General features: G+C 63.4%; 9 protein-coding genes. 4 read left to right on the forward strand and 5 right to left on the reverse strand.

Annotation, left to right across the window (positions count from 1 at the left end; all coding sequences use genetic code 11):
* Positions 1–123: 123 nt before the first annotated feature.
* Both ABZS40_RS35895 and ABZS40_RS35900 read right to left on the reverse strand, forming a co-directional pair.
* A complete protein-coding gene (locus tag ABZS40_RS35895; RefSeq protein WP_354949124.1) occupies positions 124–576 on the reverse strand; it encodes a nuclear transport factor 2 family protein in 453 nt (150 codons plus the stop codon).
* Between the two features lie 41 nt (positions 577–617).
* On the reverse strand, positions 618–1,829 hold the full coding sequence (locus ABZS40_RS35900; protein WP_354949126.1) for a PLP-dependent aspartate aminotransferase family protein: 1,212 nt from the start codon (positions 1,827–1,829) through the stop codon (positions 618–620).
* A gap of 72 nt (positions 1,830–1,901) precedes the next feature.
* On the opposite strand from ABZS40_RS35900, the gene ABZS40_RS35905 reads away from it, so the two are divergent.
* Together ABZS40_RS35905 and ABZS40_RS35910 are read left to right on the forward strand one after the other, a co-directional pair.
* A complete protein-coding gene (locus tag ABZS40_RS35905) occupies positions 1,902–2,534 on the forward strand; it encodes an XRE family transcriptional regulator (protein WP_354949128.1) in 633 nt (210 codons plus the stop codon).
* On the forward strand, positions 2,534–3,274 hold the full coding sequence (locus ABZS40_RS35910) for a phenylalanine--tRNA ligase beta subunit-related protein (protein ID WP_354949130.1): 741 nt from the start codon (positions 2,534–2,536) through the stop codon (positions 3,272–3,274). The genes ABZS40_RS35905 and ABZS40_RS35910 overlap by 1 nt, the downstream gene beginning before the upstream one ends.
* Positions 3,275–3,477: 203 nt before the next feature.
* Here ABZS40_RS35910 and ABZS40_RS35915 read toward each other — a convergent pair whose 3' ends face one another.
* The gene (locus tag ABZS40_RS35915) at positions 3,478–3,630 is read right to left on the reverse strand and encodes an IS3 family transposase (protein ID WP_354949140.1); all 153 of its coding nucleotides are present in this window, start codon (positions 3,628–3,630) and stop codon (positions 3,478–3,480) included.
* A 285-nt stretch (positions 3,631–3,915) separates the two neighbouring features.
* Between ABZS40_RS35915 and ABZS40_RS35920 the strand changes: the two genes are divergently transcribed.
* Positions 3,916–4,242: a DUF1330 domain-containing protein gene (locus tag ABZS40_RS35920; protein ID WP_354949132.1), complete on the forward strand. Its 327-nt coding sequence runs from the start codon at positions 3,916–3,918 to the stop codon at positions 4,240–4,242.
* 5 nt (positions 4,243–4,247) lie between these two features.
* On the opposite strand, the gene ABZS40_RS35925 is transcribed toward ABZS40_RS35920, so the two are convergent.
* Together ABZS40_RS35925 and ABZS40_RS35930 are read right to left on the reverse strand one after the other, a co-directional pair.
* On the reverse strand, positions 4,248–5,531 hold the full coding sequence (locus tag ABZS40_RS35925; RefSeq protein ID WP_354949134.1) for an MFS transporter: 1,284 nt from the start codon (positions 5,529–5,531) through the stop codon (positions 4,248–4,250).
* A complete protein-coding gene (locus ABZS40_RS35930; RefSeq protein ID WP_354949136.1) occupies positions 5,528–6,682 on the reverse strand; it encodes an MFS transporter in 1,155 nt (384 codons plus the stop codon). Before ABZS40_RS35930 ends, ABZS40_RS35925 begins: the two co-directional genes overlap by 4 nt.
* 186 nt (positions 6,683–6,868) lie before the next feature.
* On the opposite strand from ABZS40_RS35930, the gene ABZS40_RS35935 reads away from it, so the two are divergent.
* Entirely contained in the window at positions 6,869–7,348 is a 480-nt protein-coding gene (locus ABZS40_RS35935) for an Rrf2 family transcriptional regulator (protein WP_354949138.1), read from the forward strand.
* The last annotated feature ends 244 nt before the right edge of the window (positions 7,349–7,592 follow it).

Raw genomic sequence — 7,592 nt, forward strand, 5'->3', positions numbered from 1 at the left:
ATCCTCAGCACCGCATCAGCATCGGTCATGCCCCATGATCCCTCGATGTGACGTCACCTGACCAGACGATTCAAGATCGACAGGACAGGCCCTAGCGCGATGGAGATGGCGAGACGCGGGTGCTCAAGAGATGACTTTGCGGAAGGCGTCTTTCTTGGTGATGAGGTCGCCGCGGAACTCAAAGAGGTCGCATCCGCGCACTTCCACCTTCCTGCCGTCGGGCAGGGTCTGGACGTATGACCATTCCGCGGTACCGTGGGTACCGTGGACAGTTACGGGACCTTCTCGGGATTCACTTGCCTGGTCGTGTTCGAGCATGCGGATGAAGCCCATGCGGACTTCCTCTCTGCCGCGGAAGGTCTCGCCCGGCTCCGGACCAACCGATGCACTGTAGACACAATCGTCGGCGATGTATTTCATCAATTCTTCAAGGTTCGCGTTACTCCATGCTTCCCCGAACGCAACCAGACGCCGGGCCGTCATTTCCTTGCTTTCTGCTGTCGGGCTTGAAGCCTCGACCTGACGTCGCTGGTCCATGTGGGTTGGTGGCCTCTTCGTGTTAGCCTGCGCGGACATGCAGTTATCCCTGGACTGGTTGGCTAGTGAGTGACTCTGGGTCAGAGAACTGACAGCGCTCGGTCAAGGTCTGCACACAGATCGTCAGGATCTTCCAAGCCAATGGACAGGCGGAAAAATGCGTCGCCGGCCCAATCGCGGTAACGGCGCAGATGTTCATCGTCCAACTGGAAGGTGGTTCGCTGCAGATCTGCGGTGCGCGCTTCCAATATCAGACTGCGAGACAATCCAAGAGACGCGGCGAAGGAAAAGATTCGCAAGTTTTCCTTCAACCCGGATCCGAACCGCTCGTGGTCCTCAACATGAAAGGCGATCATTCCCGAGGCCGAGCGCATCTGCCGCTGCGCGAGTTCATACTGAGGATGGGACGGCAGCCCGGGGTACCGCACCCGCGTGACCCTCGGATGCGCCTCGAGGAAGGTGGCAACGCGATGGGCTCGGTCGGCGTAGGCGGCCATGCGGATCGGCAGCGTCTCCAGGCCACGCATGATCAGCCAGCAATTGAAGGCGCTTAGCGACCCACCGAGGTGAACTGCGACGTCTCGGCGCAGAAGAGCCAGCGAGTCCGCAGGTCCGATTACCGCGCCGCCGAGAGCGTCGCCGTGACCGCCGATGTACTTTGTCAGCGAGTGAACGACGAAGTCGGCACCCATTTCTAGTGGGCGAGTTGCGACCGGGGTAGCGAAGGTGCTGTCGATGATAAGGCGTGCACCATGGCTGTGGACTAGGTCAGCAAGGCGGCTGATGTCAGCGAGCTTGAGGACGGGATTGCACGGAGTTTCCGCGTGCACCAGTCGGGTGTTCGGCCGAAGGGCTGCTGCTACGTCGTCGAGGTCGGTCATGTCGGCGACATCCACCTCGATACCATGAGTCCGCAGGAAACCCCTAGTGAACTCGGCGGTGCCGGCGTAACTGATGTCGCTCACCAACAGGTGGTCCCCAGGGTGCAGCAGTTGCAACATCAACCCTGAGATTGCGGCGATTCCGGTACTGAAAACGACTGCATCCTCTGCACCCTCCAGCGCCGCAAGCCTGGACTCCAGCTGGGCGGCGTTCGGATGGCCCTCGCGCGCATACGCAAACGGCACGGCGTCCTCCGTGCCTTCAGCGCTGAACCCGATCGTGCCGTAATCGGCCGCGAAGTTCGTCGAGGTAGCGATGTGAGGCCCGATCGCCCCGGTGGTTGGGTCGACTGACACGCCAGCGTGCACAGCTAACGTGTCGAAGCCAACGGCGTTGACGTCGATCGGCACAGCACCTCCAGTTGGTTCGATGCACTCTCAGGTGCACTATGATGCACCTTCACGGCTCGAAGGGAAAGATGTATGGACCAAGAGATGCTGCAGACGGTGGCAAGGTCGATCGGCGAGAAGGTGCGCGCCTACCGAGCTGCACGTGGCTGGACCTTGGCCGTGCTGGCCAGCCGTTCTGGTGTGAGCCGACGCATGATCGTTCAGATCGAGCAGGGCCAGACCAACCCGAGCATCAGCGTGCTTCTGCGCCTCGGCGAAGCACTCGGGGTCGGACTTCCGAGGCTAACGGCGATCGTGGATTCGTCACGCAGCCGCGTAGTCAGGGCTGGCGAAGCACCAGTGTTGTGGAGAGGAGAGCAGGGCGGCTTCGCGTCACTGGTCGCCGGGACCGCGGCGCCAGATGTGCTGGAGCTGTGGGACTGGGTTCTAGAGCCCGGCGACCGCCACGAGAGCGAGGCACACAGCCCAGGCACCTGGGAGCAACTGGTTATTCTCGAAGGCCAGTTGATCCTCCGAACAAGCGGCTCCACGGTGACCCTAGCTGCGCAGGACTCCGTCTCGTTCCCCGGGGACCAGCCCCATAGCTACGCCGCAGCGGCAGGAGCGGACCGGGTCCGTTTCGTATTGGCTGTAATGCAACCGGGGGTTGATCGCCTCAGGCTCCATCCAGATCCACGTCCGCAGATGAGAGAAGAAGCCGAATAATGAACGCTCTGGCCAATGCCAACCAGTCATGGATCGAGCAGACATACATCTGCCCGGACGTCACTGCATTACGCCCGGACTACTCAGTTGTATTGATCGTTGCGGACGGTCTGCAACCTGGCCGCTGTGACGAATTGAGTGAACGCGCACTAATTGCTGCGGAGAAGACCGCTCGGAACCTGCTGCACACAGTGCCCGTCACAGAAATACCACACATCGCGCAGTGGCGCGAGACTTACCGAAGATTTGGCGCTAACCCAAAACGTACACGACCAAGCGTGGAGGGGCTGATGCGCCGGGTCGAAAACGGACTCCCGCGCATCGACCGGCTTACCGACATATACAATGCAATCTCGATACAGCACATCCTTCCGGTCGGCGGAGAAGACTTAGACGCATATGTCGGGCCACTCCGCCTGACCAGGGCAACCGGCAAGGAGACTTTCGACACCACAATTGACGGTAAGTCAGAGACGGAGTTATGCGAGGCTGGAGAGATAGTCTGGCGCGACGACATCGGAGCGACCTGCCGCCGATGGAACTGGAGACAGTGCACGCGCACCCGCCTCGGACCGACAACGCATCGGGCGGTGTTCATTCTGGAATGGCTCACCGCCGTTGACGATTCTGGCCTTAAGAAGGCTTGCGAACACTTTCAGGAATTACTTCATACAAGCAATCCCGGCGTTCAGCTCATGAGCCGCCGCCTGGATGCACACCCGACCCCTGCTGGCGAATGAGACCCACCGGGACTTACCGGGAGACCCCGACTGAAGGTGGGTATCTACACACGGAAATATTTGCGATCGGGCTAGCGCTGGAGCTGCACCTAATAAACCTGGAGTCCCTGCTGGCCGCATACCACCTGGGCTCGTAATCGTTTCGGCGGACAGAGTCGTTGTGTTGATCTTAGTTAAGCGGCTTGGTCGATCGGTAGTGGTTGTCAATTGGTGGTTTCGAAAGCTGTAGGGCTGAGGTAGCTGAGGGTTGAGTGTCGGCGGCGGGTGTTCTTCCAACCTTCGATGTACTCGAATATGGCTTGGCGGGCGGCTTGGTGGGTGGGCCAGGGCTGGCGGCGCAGTCGCTCGATTTTGATGGCGGCGAAAACGCCAGCCCGTACTCAGTGCGACGAGTATTTCGTACTGGCCAGTGGAGAGTTCGAGCACGTCGAGCGCCCGTCTGATTGTCATGGCCAACTCGGCGGCGAGCAATGTGATGCGTTTCGGCAGCTCGGTAGTGGTGCTGACGACCTTGAGAAGCCTGCGGCCGCCATGATCGGACAAGCTCCGGTGCCCAGTCGGAGCGGCGATCTACTGTAACTCTTCTCGTTTATGATATACCATCCTGCGAGAACGCTATACAGCAAGAAAATTGGAGTGCGATGACAGCGTTTGTGATTTCCGAAGTCGAAGTTTGCGATCAGCGGCGCGCGGATTCCTACCGGGCGCTTGCAGCCGCGTCCATCGATCAGCATGGTGGTCGGTATCTCGCCCGAGGTCGTCGTCCTGAGGCGGTTGAGGGCTCCTGGCCAGACAAGTGCCAAATGGTGATCATTGAGTTTCCGTCGATGCAAGCAGCCCGGCGGTGGTATGCCTCGCCCGAATATGCCCAGGCATTGGAAATCCGGCAAGACGCCCTCGATCGCAGGCTCCTCTTTGTCGAGGGAAACATGATCGAGGGCCTCGCCGCCGCAGATCGATCGTCCTGACGTAATCACCAGCCGCTCGTGCTGTCGGCGCCTGTCACGTCCGCCGCCGTCGCGAGGCCGCCGTCAGCCCTCCGGGGTGGGTCGGAAAATCGGCTAACGCCTGGCACCAGCAGCGTTAGTACGCACGCTGCGGCGGTCAGCACCGCCGCTGCGATCAGGGTCCCCTGCGCTCCGAGCACAGCTACGGCCGGACCGGTAAGGGCATAGCCGACCGGTAGCAGTGCGAACGCACTGAGCTGGTCCAGGGCGAGGGCCTTGCCGAGCACGGCGGCGGGGATGGTTCTTTGCAGCGCTGACAGCCAGTAGATGAAATACAGCTCGACCGCGAATCCGCCTAGGGCGAAGCAAAAGGCGGTGAGTGGCAGACCCAGGGCGAATGCGAGGCTGGTTGGCAATAGAGCGTACGCCGTCAGAGCGAGCATGCTGACCATGCCGGGCCGGCTGGGCCGCCATCGACTGGCGAGGGCGATGGCGGGCAGCGCCCCGACGGCTAAGCAGCCAAGGACGACGGCGTACGCCAGCCCGCCGCCGAGCCGGTCCTGTGCGATGAGCGGCAGCAGGATCAGCGTGGGCGCAGTGCCGGCGAGCAATTGCACCGACACCGCTGCCATAACCGCGAGGACCCAGGGCCGGCGCCGCACCGCTTGCAGGCCTTCGGCGGCGTCGGCGAGGACGCCGGCCTGCATAGTCGGAGAGGCGAGGTCGGGGATGCCGAGCACGAAGACCGCGCCGAGGGCAAACATGACCCCGGCGAGGCCGAGCGCGGCGCGCAGTCCGGCGCCGGTAATTAGTGCCGCCCCGGCCAGCGCGCCGATGAGCATGGCGGAGCGCTGGACGACTGACACCAGAGCATTGCCGCGTTCGAGCAGCCCTGCGGGCAGCAGCGCGGGGACGAGTGATCGTACGGCGGGCCGGGACAGCGCCTCGGCGGCACCGCTCAGCGCCGTGACGAGCGCCAAGGCCGTAAGGGGCAGGCGGTCGAACGACAGCAGCGCGACGCCGACCACGCCAGCGCGCATAACATCCGCCGCCATTAGGATCCGCGGCCGGGACACCCGATCCGCGAGGATTCCCCCGACGAGCAGGCAGACGACGAGAGCGATTGCGCGTCCCCCGAGGATTACGGCTACGGCATCAGCGCCGCCACCGCGACCGATGACGTAAAGGCTGAGTGCGACCGGCAGAACCTGATCGGCTACCGCACCAGCCGTTTGACTGGCCCACAGTCGCAGAAAGCGTGGGTAGCGGAGAGGAGAAGCCCTCGTGGGCGTGACCTGAGCGTTGGTCATTGCTGCGTTTCCCTGCCCGCAGCGGGAATCGACGTGTACCTGTCGATTGTGGCTGGCGCCGTCGTTTCGCGGATACGCAGCTTCAGGATGGGCAGGAGCATCAGCGCCGCGAGGATGGCCAGCAGACCGAAAGCCATGTGGAAGTCTCCGCGTACGTCACGCAGCGCGCCGACCAGGACTGGGGCGAGGGCGGCGCAGGCGTAACCTACGAAGAACGCCATCGCGCTGAAGCGACCCGCCTCTGCGGCGTCCCGGCTGACGGCCACCGGCAGGGTCAGCACAAGGGTGAACAGGCCGCCGTGGCCGATGCCCAACGCGAGAATCCAGATCCAGGTGCCCGCGTCCGGTGCGATGGCAAGACCAGCGAAGCCGACAGCGGTGATCGCGGTGGTGAGTGCCAGGCCGATCCGCTTGTCACGGCTTTCACCGAGCAGCGCGGGTACGGCCAGCATTGATCCAACCTGAATGAAGATCATCACGGTCAGTAGCGAACCGCCGCTGGCCGCGCTGCGGTGCCCGTCGTCCTGTAGCAGTGGTACCAGCCAGGTCAACTCGCAGTAGTACAACGCCGAGTTAACGGCCGATAGGACCGTGATGCGCCATGCCATGGCACTGCGCCAGGGCAGTCCGCGGGTCGTGGGCCCTGCCACTGCTGGGCCGTTGTCCAATCGCAGTGACCGCCGGGCCGCCGCCCACATGACAATGCCGGCGAGCGCGAGTATCGCCCAGGACGCCAGGGCCGCAGGCCAGGAGTCGAGGGCGTCGGCCAACGGTGCGCTGATGCCTGCGGCAACGGCACCACCCAGACCCAATCCGGCAGTGTAGACGCCGGTAACCAGCCCTGCACGATCAGCAAAACGCGTCTTGACGACTGCGGGCAGCAGGGTCTGGGCAATCGCGATCCCAGCGCCAACCACAGCTGCGGAACTCAACTGCAACCACGCTGCGCCAGCTAGACCTCTGGCCGCCGACGCCATCGCGATGACGCCGAGGCCGAGCAGTACACCGTGGTGCAAGCCGATGCGGCGCGCAATGAAGGCGGCCAGCGGCGCGCAGACACCCATGGCCAGAGTTGGGATGGTGGTGAGGAACGCAACGGCAGTGGCCGACAGATGAAGGTCGCCCCGGATGGGCTCGACCAGCGGTGACACCGCAGCGATCGCCGGGCGGAGGTTCGCCGCAGCCACAAACAGCGCCAGAGCGGCGGCCCCGAGTGCCGTGGGTGCGATGGGGGGTTGGGCGGGAATCTTACGTGCCTTAGATGATCTCGGACCATTCATGTCCGATGTTATATCACACTCCGGACATCTTCTGTCCGGGCTGGCTAGACTCACGCTATGAAACTGTCGAACGCCGTGGAATGGGCGCTGCACTGCTGCGTCAGCCTCAGCCAGTCGCGGCGGCCCGTGCCGTCGGCGCGGCTCGCTGAGTTGCATGGCACCCCGCCGGCGTACCTGGCTAAGCAGCTCCAGGCGCTGTCTCGTGCCGGCATCGTGCACTCAATTGCAGGTCACGTCGGTGGTTACAATCTCACCCGGCCTGCAAGCGCCATCACCGCACTCGATGTGGTCCAAGCGATCGACGGCATCGACCCTCCCTTCCGGTGCAGCGAAATCCGGCAACGCGGACCACTCGCCATACCCCCCGAACAATGCTCACGCCCCTGCACGATCGCCCGGGCCATGGCAGCAGCACACGAGGCATGGATTGAAGCACTTGCGCGAATTACGGTCGCCGACCTGGCGACCGGCATTGATACAGACAGCAATGGCATCGCGCTCGCCGAGGTCCGCCATTGGCTCGCTACAAGCGGCTGACCATTTCGGTCTGGCGTCGGGCCGTTGTCAGCCCCGCTGGCGGTCCGTCGGGCGCGGGCCGACCAGACGGCCACGTTCGGGCCTTTGCCGTTGGCGTGCCCGCTTGGGTCACTGACAGACGAAACCGCCTGCCGTCGTCGTGGTGACGGCGGCAGGCGGTTTCGGTGACTCACGCCTCGTGGGTGGCGACGATCTCGCGCTTCTCCGCGAAGTGGCAGGCGCTCGGGTGGTCCGAGTCCCGACG

Source organism: Micromonospora sp. NPDC005324 (assembly GCF_040607155.1).
Lineage (GTDB): Bacteria > Actinomycetota > Actinomycetes > Mycobacteriales > Micromonosporaceae > Micromonospora > Micromonospora trifolii.